Source organism: Microbacterium sp. PRF11 (genome assembly GCF_031844085.1).
Lineage (GTDB): Bacteria > Actinomycetota > Actinomycetes > Actinomycetales > Microbacteriaceae > Microbacterium.
Genome location: NZ_JAUZUP010000004.1, coordinates 201,976 through 223,730, shown reverse-complemented (window position 1 = coordinate 223,730; position 21,755 = coordinate 201,976). Strand labels below are relative to the sequence as shown.

The 21,755-nt window shown below is 70.3% G+C and carries 25 protein-coding genes; 8 read left to right on the top strand and 17 right to left on the bottom strand.

The features are described 5' to 3' along the window. From Q9R20_RS12475 to Q9R20_RS12460, 4 genes are all read right to left on the bottom strand, one after another. Positions 1 to 1,809 carry an acetolactate synthase large subunit gene (locus Q9R20_RS12475; RefSeq protein ID WP_311249639.1) on the bottom strand — a complete coding sequence of 603 codons (1,809 nt, stop codon included), beginning with the start codon at positions 1,807 to 1,809 and terminating at the stop codon, positions 1 to 3. Between the two features lie 45 nt (positions 1,810 to 1,854). Continuing rightward, entirely contained in the window at positions 1,855 to 3,573 is a 1,719-nt protein-coding gene (ilvD, locus tag Q9R20_RS12470) for a dihydroxy-acid dehydratase (RefSeq protein ID WP_295835606.1), read from the bottom strand. 64 nt (positions 3,574 to 3,637) lie between these two features. Further along, positions 3,638 to 4,417 carry a trehalose-phosphatase gene (otsB, locus tag Q9R20_RS12465; protein WP_311249638.1) on the bottom strand — a complete coding sequence of 260 codons (780 nt, stop codon included), beginning with the start codon at positions 4,415 to 4,417 and terminating at the stop codon, positions 3,638 to 3,640. Further along, entirely contained in the window at positions 4,414 to 5,904 is a 1,491-nt protein-coding gene (locus Q9R20_RS12460) for a trehalose-6-phosphate synthase (protein WP_311249637.1), read from the bottom strand. Before Q9R20_RS12460 ends, otsB begins: the two co-directional genes overlap by 4 nt. A 184-nt stretch (positions 5,905 to 6,088) precedes the next feature. Here Q9R20_RS12460 and Q9R20_RS12455 point away from each other — a divergent pair, with 184 nt between their 5' ends. After that, a complete protein-coding gene (locus Q9R20_RS12455; RefSeq protein ID WP_311249636.1) occupies positions 6,089 to 6,343 on the top strand; it encodes a hypothetical protein in 255 nt (84 codons plus the stop codon). A gap of 168 nt (positions 6,344 to 6,511) precedes the next feature. On the opposite strand, the gene Q9R20_RS12450 is transcribed toward Q9R20_RS12455, so the two are convergent. From Q9R20_RS12450 to Q9R20_RS12440, 3 genes are read right to left on the bottom strand one after another with little or no spacing between them, the layout of a single operon-like run. Further along, positions 6,512 to 7,699 (bottom strand): acetyl-CoA C-acetyltransferase, encoded by a 1,188-nt coding sequence (locus Q9R20_RS12450; RefSeq protein ID WP_311249635.1) that lies wholly within the window; start codon positions 7,697 to 7,699, stop codon positions 6,512 to 6,514. Continuing rightward, positions 7,696 to 8,346, bottom strand: coding sequence for a 3-oxoacid CoA-transferase subunit B (locus tag Q9R20_RS12445; protein ID WP_311249634.1), 651 nt, complete (start codon positions 8,344 to 8,346; stop codon positions 7,696 to 7,698). Before Q9R20_RS12445 ends, Q9R20_RS12450 begins: the two co-directional genes overlap by 4 nt. Before the next feature lie 2 nt (positions 8,347 to 8,348). Next, on the bottom strand, positions 8,349 to 9,179 hold the full coding sequence (locus Q9R20_RS12440; protein WP_311249633.1) for a CoA transferase subunit A: 831 nt from the start codon (positions 9,177 to 9,179) through the stop codon (positions 8,349 to 8,351). A 103-nt stretch (positions 9,180 to 9,282) separates the two neighbouring features. Here Q9R20_RS12440 and Q9R20_RS12435 point away from each other — a divergent pair, with 103 nt between their 5' ends. The 4 genes from Q9R20_RS12435 (at position 9,283) to Q9R20_RS12420 (ending at position 13,023) form a co-directional block, all read left to right on the top strand. Further along, the gene (locus Q9R20_RS12435; protein WP_311249632.1) at positions 9,283 to 10,065 is read left to right on the top strand and encodes an IclR family transcriptional regulator; all 783 of its coding nucleotides are present in this window, start codon (positions 9,283 to 9,285) and stop codon (positions 10,063 to 10,065) included. Positions 10,066 to 10,115: 50 nt separating this feature from the next. Further along, a complete protein-coding gene (locus Q9R20_RS12430) occupies positions 10,116 to 10,643 on the top strand; it encodes a MarR family transcriptional regulator (protein ID WP_311249631.1) in 528 nt (175 codons plus the stop codon). Next, entirely contained in the window at positions 10,640 to 11,881 is a 1,242-nt protein-coding gene (locus Q9R20_RS12425) for an MFS transporter (protein WP_311249630.1), read from the top strand. Before Q9R20_RS12430 ends, Q9R20_RS12425 begins: the two co-directional genes overlap by 4 nt. 161 nt (positions 11,882 to 12,042) lie before the next feature. Next, the gene (locus Q9R20_RS12420) at positions 12,043 to 13,023 is read left to right on the top strand and encodes a nuclease-related domain-containing protein (RefSeq protein WP_311249629.1); all 981 of its coding nucleotides are present in this window, start codon (positions 12,043 to 12,045) and stop codon (positions 13,021 to 13,023) included. A gap of 4 nt (positions 13,024 to 13,027) precedes the next feature. Here Q9R20_RS12420 and Q9R20_RS12415 read toward each other — a convergent pair whose 3' ends face one another. The 3 genes from Q9R20_RS12415 to Q9R20_RS12405 form a co-directional block, all read right to left on the bottom strand. Further along, the gene (locus Q9R20_RS12415; RefSeq protein WP_311249628.1) at positions 13,028 to 13,552 is read right to left on the bottom strand and encodes an NUDIX domain-containing protein; all 525 of its coding nucleotides are present in this window, start codon (positions 13,550 to 13,552) and stop codon (positions 13,028 to 13,030) included. Between the two features lie 33 nt (positions 13,553 to 13,585). Next, positions 13,586 to 13,843, bottom strand: a complete 258-nt coding sequence (locus Q9R20_RS12410) for a hypothetical protein (RefSeq protein ID WP_311249627.1) — start codon at positions 13,841 to 13,843, stop codon at positions 13,586 to 13,588. Positions 13,844 to 14,410: 567 nt separating this feature from the next. Next, positions 14,411 to 14,800, bottom strand: coding sequence for a hypothetical protein (locus tag Q9R20_RS12405; protein ID WP_311249626.1), 390 nt, complete (start codon positions 14,798 to 14,800; stop codon positions 14,411 to 14,413). A 203-nt stretch (positions 14,801 to 15,003) separates the two neighbouring features. On the opposite strand from Q9R20_RS12405, the gene Q9R20_RS12400 reads away from it, so the two are divergent. Further along, complete coding sequence (locus Q9R20_RS12400) at positions 15,004 to 15,399, top strand: hypothetical protein (protein WP_311249625.1); 396 nt, start codon at positions 15,004 to 15,006, stop codon at positions 15,397 to 15,399. A gap of 57 nt (positions 15,400 to 15,456) precedes the next feature. Here the strand turns inward: Q9R20_RS12400 and Q9R20_RS12395 are convergent, their stop codons facing one another. The 7 genes from Q9R20_RS12395 to Q9R20_RS12365 form a co-directional block, all read right to left on the bottom strand. Then, a complete protein-coding gene (locus tag Q9R20_RS12395) occupies positions 15,457 to 16,449 on the bottom strand; it encodes a hypothetical protein (protein WP_311249624.1) in 993 nt (330 codons plus the stop codon). A gap of 17 nt (positions 16,450 to 16,466) precedes the next feature. Beyond that, positions 16,467 to 17,198, bottom strand: coding sequence for a hypothetical protein (locus tag Q9R20_RS12390; RefSeq protein WP_311249623.1), 732 nt, complete (start codon positions 17,196 to 17,198; stop codon positions 16,467 to 16,469). Positions 17,199 to 17,315: 117 nt separating this feature from the next. Continuing rightward, positions 17,316 to 17,597 carry a hypothetical protein gene (locus Q9R20_RS12385; protein WP_311249622.1) on the bottom strand — a complete coding sequence of 94 codons (282 nt, stop codon included), beginning with the start codon at positions 17,595 to 17,597 and terminating at the stop codon, positions 17,316 to 17,318. Continuing rightward, positions 17,594 to 17,890 (bottom strand): hypothetical protein, encoded by a 297-nt coding sequence (locus tag Q9R20_RS12380; protein ID WP_311249621.1) that lies wholly within the window; start codon positions 17,888 to 17,890, stop codon positions 17,594 to 17,596. Before Q9R20_RS12380 ends, Q9R20_RS12385 begins: the two co-directional genes overlap by 4 nt. Next, positions 17,887 to 18,219, bottom strand: a complete 333-nt coding sequence (locus Q9R20_RS12375; protein ID WP_311249620.1) for a hypothetical protein — start codon at positions 18,217 to 18,219, stop codon at positions 17,887 to 17,889. Before Q9R20_RS12375 ends, Q9R20_RS12380 begins: the two co-directional genes overlap by 4 nt. Positions 18,220 to 18,909: 690 nt before the next feature. Further along, positions 18,910 to 19,197 carry a hypothetical protein gene (locus tag Q9R20_RS12370; protein ID WP_311249619.1) on the bottom strand — a complete coding sequence of 96 codons (288 nt, stop codon included), beginning with the start codon at positions 19,195 to 19,197 and terminating at the stop codon, positions 18,910 to 18,912. Between the two features lie 109 nt (positions 19,198 to 19,306). Next, positions 19,307 to 19,585 (bottom strand): hypothetical protein, encoded by a 279-nt coding sequence (locus tag Q9R20_RS12365; protein ID WP_311249618.1) that lies wholly within the window; start codon positions 19,583 to 19,585, stop codon positions 19,307 to 19,309. Between the two features lie 111 nt (positions 19,586 to 19,696). On the opposite strand from Q9R20_RS12365, the gene Q9R20_RS12360 reads away from it, so the two are divergent. Next, positions 19,697 to 20,299: a hypothetical protein gene (locus Q9R20_RS12360; RefSeq protein WP_311249617.1), complete on the top strand. Its 603-nt coding sequence runs from the start codon at positions 19,697 to 19,699 to the stop codon at positions 20,297 to 20,299. Beyond that, entirely contained in the window at positions 20,299 to 21,741 is a 1,443-nt protein-coding gene (locus Q9R20_RS12355; protein ID WP_311249616.1) for a site-specific integrase, read from the top strand. Before Q9R20_RS12360 ends, Q9R20_RS12355 begins: the two co-directional genes overlap by 1 nt. Positions 21,742 to 21,755: the final 14 nt, after the last annotated feature.

Here is a 21,755-nt window from a genome sequence, read left to right as displayed (position 1 = left end):
TCAGTCCTCCTGCTCGTTGAAGGCGGGCGAGTGGTCGCGCGCGTACTGGACGTAGCTGTTGCTGACGCCCTGCGGGACCATCGGCCAGACCATCGCGTCGGCACTCACCACGAAGTCGATCACCACCGGGCGGTCGTTCGTGTCGAGGGCGAGCTGGATCGCGGCGTCGATCTCGTCTTCCTTCTCGACGCGGATGGCGAGGCACCCGTACGCCTCGGCGAGCTTGACGAAGTCGGGGATGCGACGCGTCCCGTGTCCCGTGTTCAAGTCGGTGTTCGAGTGGCGGCCGTCGAAGAACAGCGTCTGCCACTGGCGCACCATGCCGAGCGACGAGTTGTTGATGATCGCGACCTTGATCGGGATGTCGTTGATGACGCAGGTCGCGAGCTCCTGGTTGGTCATCTGGAAGCAGCCGTCGCCGTCGATCGCCCACACGGCACGCTCGGGCTGGGCCACCTTGGCGCCCATCGCCGCGGGCACCGCGTAGCCCATGGTTCCGGCGCCGCCGGAGTTGAGCCAGGCGTTGGGACGCTCGTACTTGATGAACTGCGCGGCCCACATCTGGTGCTGGCCGACGCCCGAGGCGTAGACGCCCTCGGGTCCGGTCATCTCTCCGATGCGCTGGATCACGTGCTGCGGCGAGAGCAGACCGTCCGAGGTCGGCGTGTACCCGAGCGGGAACTCCTCGCGAAGCCCGTTCAGGTACGTCCACCACTCGCTGTAGTCGTGCGGGTGCTCGGCGTCGGCGGTGCGGAAAGCGGCATCCAGGTCGATGAGCACCTCCCGCAAATCGCCCACGATCGGCACGTCGGCCGTGCGGATCTTGGAGATCTCGGCGGGGTCGATGTCGACGTGCACCACCTGGGCGTGGGGGGCGAACAGCGCCGCCTTGCCGGTGACGCGGTCGTCGAAGCGGGCGCCGAGCGACACGATGAGGTCACTCTCCTGCAGGGCGAGGACCGCGGGCACGGTGCCGTGCATGCCCGGCATGCCGAGGTGCTGCTCGTGCGAGTCGGGGAAGGCCCCGCGCGCCATGAGCGTCGTGACGACGGGCGCACCGGTCGCCTCGGCGAGCACCTTGAGCTCGGCGGACGCGTTCGAGCGGATGGCACCGCCGCCGACGTACAGCACGGGCTTCTTCGCGGTGGCCAGCAGCTGGGCCGCGGCCTGGATCTGCTTGCCGTGGGCCTTGGTCACCGGGCGGTATCCGGGCAGGTCGATCTTGGGCGGCCAGACGAACGGCGCCTCGGCCTGCTGGGCGTCCTTGGTGATGTCGACGAGCACGGGGCCGGGGCGACCGGTCGAGGCGATCTCGAACGCCGCGGCGATCGCGCCGGGGATCTCGTCGGCCGACTTCACCAGGAACGAGTGCTTGGTGATCGGCATCGTGATGCCGACGATGTCGGCCTCCTGGAAGGCGTCCGTCCCCATGAGGGTGGAGAAAACCTGCCCGGTGATGCAGACGAGCGGCACCGAGTCCATGTAGGCGTCGGCGATCGCGGTGACGAGGTTGGTGGCGCCGGGGCCCGACGTCGCGATGGCGACGCCGACCTTGCCGGATGCCGCGGCATAGCCCTCGGCCGCGTGGCCGGCGCCCTGCTCGTGACGCACGAGGATGTGCCGCACGTGCTCGTCGTCCATGAGCGGGTCGTAGACGGGCATGATCGCCCCGCCCGGCAGACCGAACACGTCGGTGACGCCGAGCAGGTCGAGCGAACGGACCACGGCCTGCGCACCCGTCATCACGGGCGCCGGTGCGGTGCGGGCGGGCGGCCGCGGGATGGCGGCCGTAGGGGAATCGATGGACATGGGAGTACCTCGAGAACCGGGAGAAGGTGAGAAGGGGGACGGCCGTCAGCCCGTGACCGCGCCCTCCGCGGCGGAGTGCACGAGCTTGGAGTACTTGGCCAGAACGCCACGGGTATAGCGCGGGGGAAGCGGTTCCCAGCCTTCGCGGCGGGAACTCAGCTCGGCGTCATCGACGATCAAGTCGAGAGTGCGAGCGGCGATATCGACCCGTATCAGATCACCATCGCGCACGAAGGCGATGGGACCTGCGTCCACCGCTTCGGGAGCTATGTGGCCGATGCAGAGGCCGGTTGTGCCGCCTGAGAATCGACCGTCCGTCAAGAGTAGTACATCTTTTCCGAGCCCCGCGCCCTTGATGGCGGCGGTGATCGCCAGCATCTCGCGCATACCGGGACCGCCCTTGGGGCCCTCGTAGCGGATGACGACGACGTCGCCGGCGTTGATCTCGCCCGCCTCGAGGGCGTCCATCGCGCCGCGCTCGCGCTCGAACACGCGCGCGGGACCCTCGAAGACGTTGCCGTCGAAACCGGCCGACTTCACCACAGCACCCTCGGGGGCCATCGACCCGTGCAGGATCGTGATGCCGCCGGTGGCGTGGATGGGGTTGTCGAACGAGTGGATGACCTTGCCGTCGACCGGGTCGGGGTTGAGGTCGGCGAGGTTCTCGGCGAGCGTCTTGCCCGTGACGGTGAGCGCGTCGCCGTGCAGCAGGCCCTCGTCGAGCATGGCCTTCATGATGACCGGGATGCCGCCGTGGCGGTCGACGTCGTTCATGACGTACTGACCGAAGGGCTTCATGTCGGCCACGTGCGGCGTCTTGTCGCCGATGCGGTTGAAGTCGTGCAGCGTCAGCTCGACCTCGGCCTCGTTGGCGATGGCCAGCAGGTGGAGCACGACGTTGGTCGAGCCGCCGAGCGCCATGGCGAGGGCGATGGCGTTCTCGAACGCCTCCTTGGTGAGGATGTCGCGCGTGGTGATGCCCTGGCGCAGCAGGTTGACCACAGCCTCGCCCGAGCGGTGGGCGAAGTAGTCGCGGCGGCGGTCGGCGGACGGCGGGGCGGCCGAGCCCGGGAGGCTGAGGCCGAGGGCCTCGGCCACGGAGGCCATCGTGTTGGCGGTGTACATGCCACCGCAGGCCCCCTCACCCGGGGCGATGGCGCACTCGATGCGCTTGAGGTCTTCCTCGCTCATCTTGCCCGCGAGGCACGCGCCCACGGCCTCGAACGAGTCGATGATGGTGACGTCCTTCTCGGTGCCGTCGCTGAGCTTGACCCAGCCCGGCGCGATCGAGCCCGCGTAGAGGAAGACGCTCGAGAGGTCGAGGCGAGCGGATGCCATGAGCATGCCGGGGATCGACTTGTCGCAGCCCGCGAGCAGCACGGACCCGTCGAGTCGCTCGGCCATCATGACGGTCTCGACGCTGTCGGCGATGACCTCGCGCGACACGAGGGAGAAGTGCATGCCCTCGTGGCCCATGGAGATGCCGTCGGAGACGGAGATGGTGCCGAACTGCAGCGGGTACCCGCCGCCGGCGTGCACGCCCTCTTTCGCGCCCTGCGCGAGGCGGTCGAGGCTGAGGTTGCAGGGGGTGATCTCGTTCCAGCTCGACGCGATGCCGATCTGGGGCTTGTCCCAGTCTTCATCACCCATGCCGACCGCGCGGAGCATGCCCCGCGAGGTGGTGGCTTCGATGCCGTCGGTGACGACGCGACTGCGGGGCTTGATGTCGAACTCGCCGGTGTTCGGATTCTGCGGTGCGGGCATTCTCGAAGTCTATTGCGCGCGCCGAGGCCGTGATGCGAACGGAGCCGGTCGAGAAGGCGTCGGGTCAGCTGATGTGGGCGCGGCGCAGGCGCGCGACGTCGTCGAGCACCGCGACGAAGGCATCGATGTCGGCGACGCGCAGGGTCGCCGACGTCTCTCCCCCGCCGACGCGCACGCCGAGGTCGCCGGCATCCAGGGAGCCCAGGGCGTCTTCGTCGGTGACGTCGTCGCCGGCGAACAGCACCGCCGTCGCGCCGATCCGCTCGCGCAGGTGCGCGACGGCGGAGTCCTTGCCCTCGTGCCGGAACGAGAACTCAAGGATGTCGTGACCGGTGCGGCGGCGCCACGCAGGCGCCTCCGCCGCGAGCAGACGGTCGACGAGCTCCCTCGCGGCCGCGGCCGTGTCGGCATCCGCCGTACGCGTGTGAACGCCGAGCCCGTATTCCTTGGGTTCGATCCAGACGCCGTGCATGTCGGCTGTGCGCTGGCCCACCTCCTCCTGCAGGCGGTCGCGTAGCTGAAGGTCGGCGGCGTCGTCACCGGCGGCCTCGATTCCCGACCCGGGGACCCAGAACTGCGCGCCGTGAGAGCCCGCGAGCCAGATCGGCGACGCGTCGTCGTGCTCGGCGATCTCGCGCAGGTGTCCGAGCGAGCGACCGGAGACGAGGGCGACGACCGTGCGCGGCAGGGCCGCCAGGGCGTCGATCGCCGCCCGTGCGCCGGGCGTCATCCGCGCCGACATCGGCTCGTCGACGAGGGGCGAGAGGGTGCCATCGAAATCGAGGGCGACCAGCAGCGTGTCGGTGGTGGCTACGGCCTCGACGGCCGCGTCGGCGGCGGTCACTCGGCATCCGTCTCGTCGATGGGCTCCCGTTCAGGGGCCGAACCGTCGTCGTCCCGGCCGACCTCGGCGGCGGCGGCCGCGCTGGACGCCTTCTCGTGGAAGACCGACAGGGCGTCGAGGAACTCGCGCGACCAGTCCTCGACGTCGTGGTCGCGCACGCGCTTGCGCAGGGCCCGCATGCGGCGTCCCTGCTCGGCGGCGGGCATGTCGATCGCCCGCACGATCTGGTCCTTGAGACCGTCGATGTCATGCGGATTGATGAGCAGGCTGCTGCCCATCTCGTCGGCGGCGCCGGCGAATTCGCTCAGCAGAAGCACGCCGCGGTTATCGATGCGGCTGGCCACGTACTCCTTCGCGACGAGGTTCATACCGTCGCGCAGCGCCGTGACGAGCATCACGTCGGCGGCGAGGAACAGCGCCACCATCTCCTCACGCGGGTACGACTGGTGCAGGTAGCGGATCGCGGTGTGCGTGGTCGTGTCGTAGTCGCCGTTGATGCGGCCCACGGTCATCTCGATCTCGTCGCGGAGCTGCACGTAGGCGTCGACGCGTTCGCGGCTCGGGCTCGCGACCTGCACGAGGACGGCGTCCTCGACCGTCGCCCGACCGTCTTCGAGCAGCTCGCCCCACGCCTTGAGACGGTGGCGGATGCCCTTGGTGTAGTCGAGACGGTCGACGCCCAGCAGGATCTTGCGCGGATTGCCGAGTCCCTCGCGGATCTCCTTCGCGCGCTGCTGGATCTCGGGCTTCTGCGCGAGCTCGATGTACGAGTCGGCGTCGATCGAGATGGGGAACGCCTTCGCGAGAGCGACGCGCGTACCACCCGAGACGTCGGGCACCAGGATGCCGCTCGCCTTGGTCTCGTACCGCAGCTGGCGCCGCACGGCGCGGGCGAAGTTGCCGGCGTCAGCCACCCGCTGGAATCCGATCACATCGGCGCCGAGCAGGCCCTCGAGCACCTGCTTGCGCCAGGGCAGCTGCGAGTAGAGGCCATACGCGGGGAAGGGGATGTGGTGGAAGTACCCGATCGTGAGGTCGGGCCGCAGTTCGCGCAGCATCTTCGGCACGAGCTGCAGCTGGTAGTCCTGCACCCACACGATCCCGCCCTCGGCGGAGACGTCGGCGGCGGCCTTCGCGAAGCGCTCGTTGACCTTGACGTAGGCGTCCCACCAGGCGCGCTTGTACGTGGGCGCGGCGATGACGTCGTGGTACAGCGGCCAGATGGTGTCGTTCGAGAAGCCCTCGTAGTACAGCTGCACGTCGGAGGCCGACAGGGTCACGGGAACGAGGTGCGTGCCCTCGAAGTCGAAGGGCTCGACGCTGGCGTCGGCCCGACCGGCCCACCCCACCCACGCGCCCTCGGCACGGCGCATCACCGGTTCGAGAGCGGTGACGAGACCGCCGGGTGAGCGTCTCCACCCCTCTCCGTCGGGGGTGCGATCGACGGGCAGTCGGTTGGCGACGACGACGAAATCGGCCTGGGTCACAGGTCCTCCTCGGGGAATCGTCCTCAGGCTAACAGCGGGCCGGATGCGGTCGAGGGGGTGGACGGGATGCGATACACGCCTCCTGTCCGGACTCACGTTGCCGCGGCCGGTCCACCATTCCGGCCCCATCGCGCGCGCCTGTCAAGGTCCGGCGGGCGATCCCGCCGCTCGATAGGTTGGGCGCATGCGGCAGTACATCTTCGGCACCGGTCTCCTCAGCGCCATCACCGGCGGCGTCACGCTCCTGCGCGCCCTGCGCAACGACGAGCCCTTCACCTGGCGGACCGCGCTCGCGTGGCTGAGCTGGGGCATCACGCTCGCCCTCGCGATCGGGTCGGTGGTGGACACCCGTCGTGCGCGCCGCGGCAAGGTCATCGCCGGCGACTCCCCCATCGCCAAGAAGCAGGACAAGCTCTTCAAGAAGCGCCTCGGGCGCTGAGCCCCGACGTGATCGAACGCATGCCGCGGCCCCGGGGTCGCGGCATCCGTTCGTCGTCGCGGGGCGTCGAGATCACACGATCGGCGCGAGCGCTCACGAACCGACGCCGCAGGAACGGGTGATCTCGACCCGATCGTGTGATCTCGCCGAATCAGCGCCGAGTCAGGCTCAGCGCGTCAGGATCAGCGCATCGCCCTGACCGCCGCCCCCGCAGAGCGCGACCGCGGCCGTACCGCTCCCCCGCCGGACGAGCTCGTGCACGGCGTGCACGACGAGGCGGTTGCCCGAGGCACCGATGGGGTGGCCGATCGCGATGCCGCCGCCGTGCGGGTTGACGACGTCGTCATCGAGCCCGAGTTCCGCCTGCGAGCGGGCCACGACCGCACCGAATGCCTCGTTGATCTCGACGAGGTCGAGGTCGGATGCCGAGATGCCCTGCTTCTCGAGCGCCCGGGCGATGGCGCGGGCCGGCTGATCGTGCAGGGAGTTGTCGGGACCGGCGACCTGTCCGGCGGCGCCGACGACGGCGAGCACGTCCCAGCCGTGCTGCTCGGCGACTCCGCGGGTGGTCACGACGACGGCGGAGGCGCCGTCGGAGATCTGCGAGGCGTTGCCCGCGGTGATCGAGCCGCCCTCGGCGAAGGCCGGACGCAGTCTCGCGAGCGTCTCGACCGTCGTGTCGGCGCGGATCCCTTCGTCGGCGCTCACGACGATCGGGTCGCCCTTGCGCTGCGGGATCTCGACCGGCACGATCTCCGCGTCGAAGACGCCGTCGGCTTGGGCCCGGGCAGCGCGCTGGTGGGAGCGGGCGGCCACGGCATCCTGAACCTCCCGGGTGACTTCGTACCGGGCGTTCGCGCGCTCGGTCGAGGCGCCCATGCTCTCGCGGTCGTAGGCGTCGGTGAGGCCGTCGAAGGCCAGGTGGTCGAGCACCTCGACCGAGCCGTAGGCGTATCCCTCGCGCGAGTTCATCAGCAGGTGCGGGGCGCGCGTCATCGACTCCATCCCGGCGGCGACCACGACGCTGGCGTCACCCAAGCGCAGCATGCGTACGGCGTCGATGATCGCGGTGACACCCGAGAGGCAGACCTTGTTGATCGTGGCGCTGTGGACATCCCACCCGATCCCCGCGGCGATCGCGGCCTGCCGGGCGGCGTTCTGCCCGGCACCGGCCTGCAGCACCTGCCCGACGAGCACGGCGTCGACGGACTCGGCCGCGATGGCCCCGCGCTCGAGCGCTCCACGGATGGCGGCGGCACCCAGCTGCACGGCGGTGAGTGGGGCGAGCTGGCCCTTCAGGCGCCCCTGCGGGGTGCGGGCGGCGGCGACGATGACGACGTCGTGGTCGGTGGTCATGCGATCTCCTCGGTGAGTCTCACGGTCAGCGGGGGCTCGGTGGCATCCCGCACCTCGTCGGCGCTCACCCCGGGGGCGAGTTCGACGAGCACGAGTCCATCCTCCGTCACGTCGATGACGGCGAGGTCGGTGATGATGCGATCGACCACCCCGCGACCCGTGAGGGGCAGGGAGCAGGAGTCGACGATCTTGGGCGAGCCGTCGCGGGCGACATGCTCCATCAGCACGATCACGCGGGCGGCGCCGTGAACGAGGTCCATCGCCCCGCCCGGCCCCTTCACCATCTTCCCGGGGATCATCCAGTTCGCCAGGTCTCCGGATGCCGACACCTGCATCGCCCCGAGGATGGCGGCGTCGATCTTGCCCCCGCGGATCATCCCGAAGCTCAGGGCCGAGTCGAAGAACGCGGCGCCGGAGAGCGTCGTGACCGTCTCCTTGCCGGCGTTGATGAGGTCGGCATCCACCGCGTCCTCGGTCGGGTAGGGGCCGACGCCGAGGATGCCGTTCTCGGACTGCAGCACCACGGTGACGCCGTCGGGGACGTGGTTGGGCACGAGCGTGGGCAGGCCGATGCCGAGGTTGACGTACGAGCCGTCGGCGAGCTCGAGAGCGGCACGAGCGGCCATCTCGGTGCGGGACAGAGGCATGGTCACGACTCCTTCATGGACGGGACGGAGGTCCCTGAGCCTGTCGAAGGGACCGTGCCCGGTTGAGCGGAACCCTCGCGGACGGTGCGCTTCTCGATGCGCTTCTCGACCTCGCCGACCTCCACGACGCGGTGGACGTACACACCCGGGAGGTGCACGGCATCCGGATCGATCTCTCCGGGCTCGACGAGGTGCTCGACCTGCACGATGCAGGTGCGTCCGGCCATCGCGGCCAGCGGGTTGAAGCTGCGCGCGGCTTTGCGGAAGACGAGGTTTCCGTGGCGGTCGCCCTTCCAGGCGTGCACGAGCGAGAAATCGGTGGTGATGGCCTCCTCGAGCACGAACTCGCGCGGCTCGCCGTTCACGGCGAACGTGCGCACGTCCTTCGGCGGGGAAGCGACGGCGACACCGCCGTCGCCGTCGTACCGGCGGGGCAGGCCGCCCTCGGCGACCTGGGTGCCCACACCGGTCTGCGTGAAGAACGCGGCGATGCCGGAGCCGCCCGCCCGGAGCTTCTCGGCGAGGGTGCCCTGCGGCGTGAGCTCGAGCTCGAGCTCCCCGGAGAGGAACTGGCGCTCGAACTCCTTGTTCTCGCCTACGTAGGACGAGGTCATCTTGCGAATGCGACCGGCCCCCAGCAGGATGCCGAGTCCCCAGTCGTCGACGCCGCAGTTGTTCGAGACGACCGAGAGGTCGCGGGTGCCCTGCGCGAGCAGCGCCTCGATGAGGGCGATGGGGTTGCCGGAGAGCCCGAAGCCGCCGACGGCGAGCGAGGCCCCGTCGGGGATGTCGGCGACGGCTTCGGCGGCGGTGGCGACGGTCTTGTCGATCACGCGAACTCCTTCGTCTGTGCGTTCTCCCACGGTGCGCCGCCGTCGCCGCGAGCGTCGAGCGGGCGCTTGTCATGTGGATGCCGCTGGGCGTAGCGTCCACATCGTGGACAACGCCGTTCGTACCGTTCCCGGAGCGCAGGCCATCGCCCGCGCCGCCCATCTGCTCCGTCTGGTCACCGCGGCGGGTGCCACGGGCGCGACGGTGGCCGACCTGGCGCGCGGGAGCGATCTGACGCGCCCCACCGTCCACCGCCTGCTCAGCGCGCTCCGCGTCGAGGGACTCGTCGACCGCGATGAGGCGACGAGCCACTGGCTCCCGGGGCCGGAGCTCTATCTCATGGGGAGCGTCGCGGCATCCCGATTCGACATCACCGCGACCGCGCGCGACATCGTGCGCTCCCTCGCGGTGCGCACCGAAGAGAGCGCGTTCCTGTCAGTGCGGCGGGGCGATGAGACGGTCTGCCTGGTCCGCGAGGACGGCAGCTTCCCGATCCGCTCGTTCGTCCTGTCGGAGGGGGTGCGCTTCCCCCTCGGCGTGGCCTCGGCGGGATTGGCGATCCTCGCGTTCCTGCCGCCGCACGACGTCGATGCGTATCTCGAGCGGCATCCAGAGCTCGGCGAGAAGTGGGGGGCGTCGCACTCCCCCGCGCGACTTCGCACGCGGATCCGCGACACGCAGGCCCGCGGGTACGCCGTGAACCCCGGACTGATCGTCGAGGGCAGCTGGGGCCTGGGCGCCGCCGTCTTCACGCGCACGGGCGATCCGCAGTGGGCGCTGAGTCTGACGGGCGTGGAGTTTCGCTTCGGCGGCGAGCGCCTGGCGGAGCTGGGACGGATCCTCCTCGCGCACGCTCACCAGTTGTCGACGCGGGTCTCGGGGCGCTGACCTCCGAGTGATCAATACCCAAGGTATATACCTGCGGTATACTTCTTTGCATGACCCGTGACGACGACCTGCAGACCCTGCTGCTCGCGGTCCACGCGCTCACCCGCATCGCCGCTCTCGACACGCAGACCGAGGCGCCCGCCGCACAGTGGCGCACGCTGACGCTGCTGCGCGACCACGGTCCGCAACGCCTCGGTGATCTCGCGACGCTGAGCCGTGTGACCCAGCCGGGCATGACCCGGCTCGTCCACCAGATGGACGCGGCTGGGCTCGTGGAGCGTCGGCGGCACCCCGACGATTCGCGCGTGAGCGTGATCGCCGCGACCGCGAAGGGCCTGGCCGCGCTGGCCGGCTGGTACGAGCAGTTCCGCGCCGCCCTCGCCCCCCACGTCGCCGACCTCTCCGAGAGCGAATGGGATGCCGTGAGCGTCGCCGCCGCCGCGCTGTCGCTGCGCGTGGGGATGGCGCCGACCGGACCGGGTCGCAAAGAAGACATCGACGACGAAGACGACGCCGACTCGACCGATGATCGCGGAGCCCTCGTGGGAGCCGCAGAAGAACAGGAGGTGGTCCGGTGAGTGCCGGTACCGCAGCAGTCAGCAAGGCGCCCAGCGTCTGGAAACAGCCCGCTCAGGTGTGGGCGGTGGCGTTCGCGTGCGTCGTGGCGTTCATGGGGATCGGCCTGGTCGACCCGATCCTGCCGGCGATCGCCGAGTCGCTGGAGGCGTCTCCGGTCGAGACCGAGCTGCTGTTCACCAGCTACCTCGTCGTCACCGGCCTCGCGATGCTCGTCACGAGCTGGATCTCGAGCCGCATCGGCGCCAAGGCCACCCTCCTCGTGGGTCTCGGTCTGATCGTCGTCTTCGCGTTCTTCTGCGCCGTCAGCGGGAGCGTCGACGCGGTCATCGGCTTCCGCGCCGGCTGGGGCCTGGGCAACGCCCTCTTCATCTCCACGGCGTTGGCGACCATCGTGGGCGCAGCCTCCGGCGGCAGCTCCGCAGCGATCATCCTCTACGAAGCCGCTCTCGGCCTCGGCATCGCCGTGGGGCCGCTGCTCGGCGGCATCCTGGGCGAGGTCAGCTGGCGCGGGCCGTTCTTCGGCGTCGTGGTGCTGATGGCGATCGCGTTCGTGGCCGTGCTCGCTCTCCTGCGCGGACCGAAGCCCGCGCGCACGCCGCTCCCCTTCAGCGCGCCGTTCCGTGCGCTGGGTCGCCCGGCGCTCGCGATCCTGGCGACGACCGCGCTGTTCTACAACATCGGGTTCTTCACGCTGCTGGCGTTCTCGCCGTTCCCCCTCGGTTTCGGGGCGATGGGCATCGGCCTGACCTTCTTCGGTTGGGGCGTGGGCCTGGCGATCACGAGCGTCTGGGTGGCTCCTCTGCTGCTGCATCGCCTGCGGCTGACCACGGTGCTGCTGATCGCCCTGCCGCTGCTGGGTCTCGACCTGCTCGTCGCCGCGTTCATCGTCTCGTCGGCGGCCGTCCTGGTCGTCTGCATCATCGTCGGCGGTCTCGTGCTCGGTGTCGTCAACACCGCGCTCACCGAGGCCGTCATGGAGGCCACCGACCTGCCCCGCTCGGTCGCCTCGTCGGCCTACTCCGCCGTGCGCTTCCTCGGCGGTGCGGTCGCTCCCCCGCTCGCGGCTCTGCTCTGGCACGCCTACGGCGCCGGCGTCCCCTACGTGATGGCCGCCGTCTCGGTCGCGATCTCGGCCGCGTGCATCCTGTTCGGTCGGCGTCTGCTCGCCCACATCGACGGCGCGCACCCGGACGCCGCCGACGAGGGCGCCGCGGTGCTGGTCGGCGACGCGGCCTGACGCCATTCCGGACGCCCCGCTCTCGCGCTTCGTGCGCGGGGGCGGGGCGTTCTCGTGCGGGCGGCGCTGCTGCTGAGTAGTCGCGGATCACCCGCAGCGGCCCCGGAATTCACCCGTGTCGCTGGACGCCTGGCTGCGACTCGACTTGGTCGACTTGTTCCATGACCGAAGCCCTCGCCTGGACCGTCTGCGCCGTCGCCGCCGCAATCTCCCTCGCCCTGCCGTTGTGGATGCGACGGAGGTACCGTTCCACAGCTGATGCGACGCGGCGGGACCACGCCGCCGCGATGACCGCCCTCGAAGCCGAGCACGTGCAGGCACGAGAGGAACTGAGGGCGAGCCTCAGCGCCGCGATCGTCACCGAGGCCTCCGCGAGGGAAGCCGAGCGCCAGCGCGCCGAAGCCATCCTCGATTACGCCCGTCGCGCCTTGACGTGGGATCAGGTCGCCCACGCCGACATCGTCGCGGCGTTGGAGGCCGAGCGGATCGATGCGGTGGTCGCGACGAACGTCGTCCGTACGGTCGCGGCCGAGGGACGCGCCTTCGTCGCACAGATCGACCACGTCCTGCTCACCGACCGCGACGCCGTCGTCATCGAGGGCAAGCACTGGACGGGGCTCACGTTCGACGGGGTGCGGCCGCACGAGGCGCACGCGGGTCTGGGCGCGCTCTTCGACGAGGACGACCTGTCGGGCGAGTTCGCCCTCAACCTCACGAGGCGTCCGGGAGGCACGCTCGCGGTCCGCCTCACGTCGACGGCCACCTTCGCCGCGGGGACCACCAACCGGCCACCGCGGGCGCAGGCTCGCGCGCACGCCGCGCACCTGAAAGACGCCCTGGTCGCCGCAGGCCACGACGTCGCCTGGGTCACACCCGCGGTGTACTACTCGCACCGCGACGGCGTGCTGGTCGCGGACACCCCCGCGACCAGCACCAGCCCGGGTCGGGTCGCCGGCCGCACGCAGACCCCAGTGGTGGGCGACCCCCGCACCCTGCAGCGCTGGCTCGGACGCACGCTGCGCCCCGGCCGGTCGTCGACGCCGGCGTGGGACCTCGAGGGGATCGCCGACCAGCTCAGCGCGTGGGGCGCGAACCTGGAAGGAACGGGGAGCTACCGCGACCGGTGGCGGAGCATGCTTTAGCGCCCTAGCCCCCGCTGGACGCCACCCGCTCGCTCAGCACGTCCCACAGCTGGTCGAAGCGGGCGTTCCACGGCGTCGCGAAGACGCCGGCCTTCCACCGGCGGTACACCTCGTCGAGGCCGACCCATTCGGCATCCAGAACCTCCTCCGGATCGGGTGCGGGCTCCGGCTCGCCGTCGACCGGGGCCGACCACAGGTCGAACAGGGCGCGCTCCTCGACGACGCGACCGACGAGCACGAGATCGTCCGGCGCAACGGCGATGCCCGTCTCCTCTTCGAGCTCGCGACGGGCGCCGGCGCGGCTCGTCTCGCCGCGCAGCGCGCTTCCGGCCGGGAACTCCCACGCCAGCGGGTAGTCCTTGCCCTCAGCGCGCCGGCTGAGCAGCACGCGCCCGGTCGTCGACACGAGACACACGGATGCCACGACGTGGAACGACCCGACGGGCACGGGGCCGTCGCCCCGGCGGTGGAGGGCGCCGGTGGGCGTTCCGTGGATGTCGGTGACGTCCCAGATCTCGTCGTCGGCCATCAGTAGCAGCGCTCCGTCATGGTTGCCAGCACATCACTCGGCATCGCGAGGCGGCCAGATGCCGCGCCGCTTCATCTCCTTCTCGACGGCCCACCGCGCATCGTCGAGAGCCGGGTTCACGGAATGGGAGACGGTGCCCAGGAACGACCGCGAGCTCAGGTGCTCGTGGAATTCCGCGCGTTCGATCCGCAGCAGTGCGCGCCGCCGTTCGCCGAGATCGGCGTCGGCCATCTCCGCGATTCGAGACACGTCGTACAGCGCCGTCCGGTCGTCGCTCTGCCGTGAGTCCACGACGGCACGTTATCGGCGGCAGCCGCAGAACCCGAGGCCTTGCGTTCGGGCGTCGGTCTTTGCGAGCTTCCGCCGAGCACCACCCCGCCAGACACAGAAAAGGCCCGGTTGCCCGGGCCTTTTCGATTGGTGCACCCCCTGGGACTCGAACCCAGAACCCACTGATTAAGAGTGAGATGAGCGGTGTATATCCGTCGTCACGGCGGCGTGCGCGGAACGTCCGCGATCCCGCTCCACGACTGGTGTCGAGCCGGTCGGAGGTGCTCACCTGATGACGGTTGAGTAGACCTCCGTTTGCTAGCAGTTAGCTAGCGCGCAGCTAGCCACGGGGATAGCCCTTGACTCACCCCCCTACCCCCGCCGATTCGAATGCACCGGCCGTCCTGGCGGTCGATGGCCGGCGCAATGGACACGACCCGATTGGAAGATCGCGATCTGAGTCACCCCTAGGGGTGAAACCCTCCTTGGCGCAGGCCGTGCGCCTCACCTGCGCGAGAAAACGCCGAGAGCGCCCGAGGACCCGCCCGCACCGCTCGACGCGCGAGAGTGGCGCTGAGCGCGCGACTACTAGATGAGATCGAGCGCCAGGAACACGAGCCCCGCGACGGCCGAACCGAGCACGAGCCACTGGCGCCGAAGCTCACTTGCCGACTCGACAGGATGAGTCATCGCCGCCTCAACTTCCATGCTCGTATAGCTCGCTTCGCTGAGGCTCACTCCGTGCACGCGCAACATCATCTCGCCGAACTCCCGAGCGTTCCGCTGGGCCCGATGATGCTCTGGGCTTCCCGAGGGCAGCTCGTACGATCGCTGCATCCGCTCCTCGACCATGTTCGCGACACGCATCCGCACTCGATACTCCCGCCGCGCCTCGACCTGATCAGCGATGAACCATCCGCCCGCCCATAACGAGCCGATGATGGGGACCAGCGCCGCCAGGAAACCGAGAACAGTCACGAGCGCCACGATAGAGCTCCCGAGGGCGACATGAGGGCGCACTCCCGCGTGACCGACGACCGACAGCCTGAAGCGATACCCCCAGGGGGTACCCTGCTCGCATGAGTGGGGATGCCAACCAAATGCAAACCGAGGGGCCCAGGCCCTCCGCCGTCGTCCGTGCTGACGCAGCACAGAGGGCGCAGCGGGCGTGGACTGCTCGCGTGTCCGGCTCGACGTGGGATGAGGCGGCGCAGCTGGCGGGCTACGCGGATGCCGCGACGGCCTGCCGTGGGGTGAAGAACTACTTCGGCGCGCTTCCCGTCGTCGAGCGGGATGATCTGCGCGACCTGTGGCGGCAGCGGATGGAGCTGCTGTGGAGGTACGCGGCTCGGGACGCCGAGATCGGCAAGCCGGGGGCGTTGCGCGCGGGCACGGCGATCGCTCAGCGCGCGGCGGCGATGGATGGGCTCGACGCGCCGACGCAGGTCCTCGTGAACTCGGACAACGCCGAGTTGGCGCGCATGGTCGATCTGCTGCTCGTCGCTCAGGGTGGCGCTGCGATCGAGGCGAGCATCTGGGATGACGACGTGCTCGATGCGGACGTGATCGAGGGCTGACACGCCAGAGGCCCCCGGCGCCGTGTGGGCGGCCGGGGGCCTCTGGCGGTGCTGGTGTCAGCCGGCCCAGCCGGCGAGCTCGACGCGGCGCTCGGCTTCCCGCTTCTCGGCGGCACGCTGGCGGCTAGCCTCACGCGCGGCCGCTACCTTCGCGCGGTACTCGGTGCGCAGCGGCTCCGGCAGCGACCAGGGCAGCGCCAGGCGGGCGGCCTCGCGCACATCTTCGAGGGCTTCCGGCGCGAACGTCCACGGCTCGGCCGTTCCCGAGTGGTCACCTCCGGCAACCTCGACATAGAGCCGCATGTCGTCTCCGAGGTACTCATCGAGGCCGGCGCCGCTCGCCCCGCTGAGCGCCTCGATGCCGATCCGTCGCAGCGCCCTCATGTCGCGGGTGTCCGGGCGACGTCGAGCGACGGAGTAGCAGGCGCCGCACGCGGGAGCGGGGGTGCCGTCCGACCACTTCAGGCGGGATTCGTACCACTTCCGCGCGAGCGCGACGCCGCAGAAACCGCACGCTCCGTCGAGGCAGCGGTGATCTTCGTTGCGGAGACGGTACTCGCGCGCCTCGTCGTCGACCGTCTCGGCGAACGCGCGGCGCTCCTCGCTGCTGAGGTGGCCCCAGGCCTTGCCGTTCCAGCTGGCGAAGTTCTCGACGTGGCCGGACCGAAGCTCGGCATACAGCGGCAGAGGCGCCTGGGGATCGCCCCCCGGAATCGGCGGATTGGCAGCGTTCAGCGCGGCGTTCGCGACCGCGGGCGAGACCTTACGCCCGGTGATCGCGCGCACCATGGCGGGGCCGTCGATACATGCCTCGTGCCGCCTCTGCCAGCCGTGCAGCGCGGGAAGACCCGCGTGCTTGCGCTCGAGGTCGAGGCGGCGGTCCGCAATGGTCGGCTCCCCGGTGACGAGATCGCGACCGGCGCGGACGATGCCGCCGCACATGGCGCACACGGCGCGCGGTCGCTCGACCGCCTCGCGCTCGACGCCCGCGACGACCGCACGGGCGCGGGCCAGCTCGTCGGCGCTGGACGGGGTGTTCTGCTTCGTCATGATGTCCGTTCCCTTGGTCAGGCGTTGGTGATGGCGGCGGAGACGCGGAACTCGGCGTCGACAATGAGCGCGTGCGGCTGCTCAACGAGGGCCCAGTGCCGGTTGTATCGGACCTGGTGGACGTCGCGCTCGACGATCTCGCCGTGCTCGACGGTGACGGCGCCCAGGCCGTAGACCGTGCCCGGGGCGACTCGACCGGACGCGATGACCGGCGTTCCAGTCTTCGTGCGCAGCGGCTCCCCTTCGGCATACTCGAGGCCGGCATCCGCGGCGTCGAAGCGCGAGATCAGGATCACGCCGCGGGCTACGTAGCCGTCGTCGAGAGCCTGATCGACGCGACCGACCGCGGCGCGTGCCGTGGCACCCGGCGCGAGGGTGGTCCCGCCGGCCGCCCAGGCGGCGAGGCGGCCCTCGATGACGCGCTCGCGTCCGGTTTCGAGGGCGCGACGTGCCCGCTCGACCTCATCCGGGTCGGGTGCCTCGAAGCACTTCACCCCGGCGTAGATCGTGAACGGCGTGCCGAGACCCTCGATGATCTCGGTCACGTCGAATGTCTTGTCCGCGACCGGCTGGACCGCGTAGCAACGGCTCTCTTCGGTGTGCGCGAAGTCGTTTCCGTCGCTCTGGAAGACGATCGCTTCCACGTGCGCCAGGCGGTCGTTCGGGCGCACCTCGGCGACGGTGAAGATGCCGCCTTCGCGCGGTGCTCGCTTCGGGGCCGGAACCTCGAGTGTGGGGCCAGATGCCATGATGTTTCTCCTTCGTGTGGTGTGTGGTTTGAGGGTCGGGGGCGGCGGATGCCCTCACGCCGCCCCCGACTGAGCGAGCCCCACCGGGCGTTCCTCCAAACGCCCGGCTTCCCCGCCCTACCCGGGGACCAGCCGGGCGTCTGTGGAGGCGAGGAGGGCGACCAGGGCCGCGTCCTCGCCGTCTGTGGGGGTGATCCACGTCGCGGCAGCCAGATAGCCGGCTGCGAGGGTGTGCGTGGTGAGCTGCTCGACCGTCTCGGCGTCCACGCCGAGAGCGGTCGCGAGGTCCGAGCGCATCACGACCGCGCCTCTGGTCAGGAGCGGATGGCGCTGCAGCTCGGCGATGAGGTCCGCCCGAAGCTCTTCGAGCGTCGGCCCCACCGGACGGCCGGCGTTCACGAGAGCCCCGCGAAGTGCGCGGAGAGCACGATGCGCCCGGGGCTGACCTCGGTGAGGCGGACGCGCTCGATGACGCCACGACCTTGGGCGACCGCGAGGCCGATCTCGACGTCGAGCGCGTCGAGCCCGGTGATCCTCGACATCTCGTCGCAGTCGAGCGCGGCACGACCCTTCGCGTTGGCACGGGATGCCAGCACCCGCAGCACGGCAGCCGTGCGCGGAGCGACGGGCGCGCCCGCGTGGCGCTCGACCTCGACGTGCGACGGTGAGGCGCCAGCCTTCGCGGAGCTCATCGCCGCGCCCCGCGCAGGGACTCGAGCGGCGCGGCCTTCTCCGCGGCGATGTAGCGATCGAACCGGGCCCGATTTACCTCGACCGTCGTAACGGACATGGGCCGCACGCGCTCGAAGACAGCACCGGCAGCAACGAGACGCTCCCACGTGCGCCGCGCTCGCGCCTCCCCGAGCGTCGCCGCGAGATCGGCGCGGACAGCGCTCAGCGCCGGGCGAGCGCCCGCCTCGGTGATCGCGTTCAGTGCCGTGCGCGCGTTCTGGATCCGGGCGTAGTTCGGCGCGACGGTGTCGAGGCGTGGAGCCCGGGGACGCGGGGTGTTGGTGCTCATGGAGTGTGCCCTTCTCGTAGTTCGTGGAATCTCTCGGCGAGCCGCCCCTTGAGGTCCTCGGGGATCAGTTCGCCGGTCATGACTGGTGGCCCTCCTCTGGGAGGGGGACCGTGCCCCAGAACCCCGCCACCTTCTTCTCAGCAGGCGGCGGCAGCGGAGCCCCTTGGGGCGTAGCGAGAGCCGCCCCGTCGTCGTCGACTCGCTCGAAATCGTGCACCTCGTGCACGTCCCTTCCCCGTCCCTCCCTATGGGTCGGGACGGGTCGGGACGGGAGGGGGGTTACTGGCGGGGTTACTAACGGCGTTGCTAACGGTGCACGTAATGCGTTACACCGATCGCAGAGCGAGTGATCGCCGAGTCCGTGACGCCGCTGACGGTCGCGGTGCTTCTTCACGCGCGCTGCATTTGCGTCTCGACGCTCGGTCACGGCGGCGGCCGATTCCTGCTCGGTCCAGTCGAGCTGGTAGACCCCGTCGCCCTCGGCCCAGAGGCCGGAGCTCACCAGCTCACGCACGATGCCGGACGGGTCCGGGCTGCTCGTGAACAGGCGCACAGCATTCGCTGGCACGACCCCGTCAGTGAGCTGACGATTCGACCAGATCAGCGCCGTCACGTGCGCCCGAAAGGCGCCATCGGACAGGGCCATGACGCGCGGAGAGTCCGCGAACCCGTCGCTGAGTCTTGTCCAAGTCATGGTGCCTCCTCGGCTTCCTGGTCCGGCTGGGAGAGGTGAACGATCGAGTAGCCGAGAGCGCGCAGGCGCTGCTCGACCCGGCGCCACATCGTGCGGGGCACCTGCCAAGCTCCGACGTTGTCGAGCCATGCGGCCCATGTGTCACCTGTGCGCGCGGCCTTGATCGCGTCGACCGCGGCGCAATCGAACGGGAACCGAGCGAGGATGCCGCCGTCTGCCGCCTCGGAGATGTGAACCTCGGCGCGTGTGCTCTTTGTGGGGGCGTCCACGCTCGCGCCGCTCATCGGACGATCAGTCCCGCGACGAGCGCGGCACCGATGATCATCCCGGTGAGGACGACTCCCAGCACGGCGAGCAACGCGACGAGGTCACGCAGACCGTCACCGCTGCGTCTCATGGCTCGGCCCGTTCGTTGACCGAGGCCCCCTCGGCGAGGAGCAGTGCGGGGTCGATTCCGAGTCCGCGAGCGAGGTCGGCGGTGCGGACGTGAAAGCGGGCGCCGACCTTGACAACGGCGCACGGGAACGCGCCGGCTTGGTGCAGCTGGTAGGCGGCGGCGCGGGAGAGTCCCCAGCCGATCCTGCCCGCGACGGGGATGGTGACGGTCGGGGGTAGGGCCCGCAGATCAGCGAGGCGACTTGTCCGCCGTGGTGTGGTGTCGGTGTTCGTCATACTGCTACCGTGGTCGAACAGTGATCAATTAGTCCACTTAGAAAGTGTTCTACCCCGATGAACAATTCCGAGACAATCGCGGCGGCCCGACCCGCACAGTCAGGTCGCCGCGTGTCATCGATCCGCGTCGCCATCTCGCACGAGGCATTCGGCGGGCCGGCCCCGATCTTCGACGGAACTGATTGGCAACCGGGCCGGGCCGACGTTCTCGGCGTGCGCATCGTGGATCACGACGGAGGCGGTAGCTACGTCGTCACCCTCGACGATCACAACACCGCGAACCCAGCACTCACCTCAGCATGGCGGGCGCCGATTCGCGGAGCGTTCGCTCATGTCACCTGGATCTCGGACGCCGAGCTTGTCGCCCTCGCCGCCGCGTATTTGCGCCGCCGCGAGGCGTGGCAACAGGGCCTCAGTGCCGACGAGAGCCGCGCGGTCAGCGCCGGCTGGCACGACCTGGAACTCACCGAACTGATTCGGCAGTCCGGCCGGCCACCGCTTTCCGTTGTGGCGTCCGACGTGCGACTCGCTCTGCAGGCGGGGCGATCTCTCGAATGGGTCGCGGCGAACCTCTGGCACGTCTCCTACATGACCGCCCGACGGTGGGCGACCGCCGCAAGGGAGACGACGGGGCCCGACGGCGTCAGCCTGCTCCCCGAGCTGACCGGCAGGCGCGGACGCCCCCGCAAGACCTCGACCACGAAGGAATCGTGATGACCCCGAACACCCGAACCGGCGGCGGCGTCTCGCAGCGGCACACCGCATGCGACTGCGACCGCACACACTCCCCCGGATGCAGCGGTGAAGGCTGCCGGTGCCCGCGTGAGCACGGCGCGAAGTGCGCGCACCGCATACGCCCCGACGGCAAGACGGCATGCCACTGCCCGTGGTCCTTCGCGGCGAGCGCCGTTCGTGCAGGCAAGCGCGTCCAGGCGACCGGCAGTGGCTACACCTCGCGATCTGCAGCGCTCCGGGCGCGCGCCGAAGCTGTCGACACCCTCCGACGCGCACCGTCCGCTGCCCGCCGCGGCGAGACCCTGGGCGACTGGCTCGACTCGTGGCTCGCGCGTCGTTCGGAGGGATCGAACGCTCTGCGCCCCGCGACACTCGCCGAGTACCGGCGGCTCGCTGTCGTGATCCGGGACGCGATCGGCGGGGAGCGTCTGCGCGACGTGACGGCCGACACCCTCGACGACCTCGAGCGGCACCTGCACAGGACCCTGCCGGGGAAGGCGACCACACACGCCCGCGTGTTCGCGGTGATGCAGAGCGCCGTGCGGGACGCATTCCGACGCGGCATGATCGCCGACGACCCCACGCGCCGCCGGGACGCCGTACGCGCCCCGAAGACGCGTCGGACCATGCTGCAGCCCGAGCAGTTCGCCCGCCTCGTCGACTGGATGACCGACCGCGGCGAGCGTATGGCGCCGGTGTTCTGGGCGGCGGCGGCGACAGGTCTGCGCCGCGGCGAGCTCGCGGGCCTGCGCTGGATCGACGTCGACCTCTCCGCGGGTCGGCTCGTCGTCGCTCAGCAGGCCGTGCAGGTCGGGCGTGAGGTCATCGTGGGTGCGCCGAAGACGGCGGCGGGAGAGGGGCGCGTGGTCATGCTGGATGAGCGCACGGTCGATACCCTCCGCGGCGTCCAGGCGCAGCAGGCGCGCGACGCCCGAGCCTGGGGCTCGGATTACCAGAACGACGCCGCGCTCGTCTTCACGAACGAAGACGGCTCGCCGCTCATCCCCGAGCAGCTGACGCGAGCGCTCCCCCGCGCGATCCGCCGGTTCAACGAGGAGTTGCGCGTCGCGCAGCTGTCAGCCGAGACGGATGCCGCCGAGCTGGAGCGACTCGCCCGCTCCCACGGCATGGGCGCTCGGCGGCTCGCTCTCATCCGCGCGGACGCGCACCTCACCGGCACGCCGTTGCCGGCGGTGACGTTCCACTCCCTGCGCCACCTCCACGCCTCGATCCTGCTGGCATCCGGTCGCGGCCTACAAGCCGTGCAGCGCCGATTGGGGCACTCGTCGATCACGGTCAGCTCGGACCTGTACGGGCACCTCGTCGAAAGCGCCGCCCGAGCCGACGCCGAGGCGGCTACCGCGCTGATCCCGTCGCGCCCGCGCACCCTCGAGACGACCCGATCTCAGGACGTCAGCTAGCAATCAGCTAGCAT